Raw genomic sequence first — 837 nt, 5'->3', positions numbered from 1 at the left:
CATCAACAGACGCACCATTTGGTATGTCGCATTCTTCTGCCCATGTCGGGTAGAAGATGCTGAACTCACGTGCAGGCAGTGAATTTATGGGGAAGGTTCGCAAGAGCCGGTATTGCCTGTCAATAAAGCCTTGTGCTCAAATCCACGATGCGCAATATTACCTCGTCCGTGATGACGTCAAAACCATGAAGTATGCAAATGACAACGTGGTTAAAGCCGTCGAATGGCAGGAAGACCCACTAATTCAACATGACGAAGTTAAGCTAGGCGGTGCGTTCAGCATCTTTTACCCGACATGGGCAGAGGAATGCGACATACCTAATGGTGCGTCTGTTGATGAAATCCGTGAGGCATTGGGGAACCACCTCACTAAACTCGAAGAGAAGAAAGCAGCATGACGGAAAAAGCAGTATCCCGAATGAACTATTGGCTCATGTCGGCAAACGTCCGCTTCAAGCAGGGCGTTACTGAAAAGCTGGCCTTGGTCAATGTGGTTCTCGCCACGTCTGAGCAGTACCTGAACAGCGGTGCACTTGGTCGTGTGAACCAGATGGCACAGGTTCAGGCTGTGAACACTGGGCTGATCCCGAATAACGGGGAAATTACCGGTGTAATCATTATGTCTGCCAACTTCATTGGGCAGATGTCTGATGAGGAATTCAATGCACAACTGGCTGAACCACTGGCGATGGTCGCGGACGAAGGCGGAGACCCCGTGTCTGTTGCCTCCGTTGAAGGAGATAGCTCCGATGGCGTCTCAGGCGAATAAGGGCGAACACTCCGGGGGCTAGGTCAACTATTACCTTGGCAAAGGGCAGTATCCTCGCCGGGACGTTC

Annotated in this window: 2 protein-coding genes; both read left to right on the top strand. The window is 51.4% G+C overall.

Translation table 11 applies throughout. From position 1 onward, the window contains the following. The first annotated feature begins 56 nt into the window (after nucleotides 1–56). Nucleotides 57–398: a hypothetical protein gene (locus RMT89_RS40425; RefSeq protein WP_315888737.1), complete on the top strand. Its 342-nt coding sequence runs from the start codon at nucleotides 57–59 to the stop codon at nucleotides 396–398. Further along, nucleotides 395–769: a hypothetical protein gene (locus tag RMT89_RS40420; RefSeq protein ID WP_315888736.1), complete on the top strand. Its 375-nt coding sequence runs from the start codon at nucleotides 395–397 to the stop codon at nucleotides 767–769. Before RMT89_RS40425 ends, RMT89_RS40420 begins: the two co-directional genes overlap by 4 nt. Nucleotides 770–837 lie beyond the last annotated feature (68 nt).

Source organism: Streptomyces sp. P17 (assembly GCF_032436805.1).
GTDB lineage: Bacteria > Actinomycetota > Actinomycetes > Streptomycetales > Streptomycetaceae > Streptomyces.
The sequence above is the reverse complement of the archived record's forward strand: the minus strand, read 5'-3'. Positions and strand labels throughout refer to the sequence as shown.

Coding starts and splice junctions, on each gene's coding strand:
- RMT89_RS40425 (WP_315888737.1), top strand. CDS start 57: ATGCTGAACTCACGTGCAGGCAGTGAATTTATGGGGAAGGTTCGCAAG.
- RMT89_RS40420 (WP_315888736.1), top strand. CDS start 395: ATGACGGAAAAAGCAGTATCCCGAATGAACTATTGGCTCATGTCGGCA.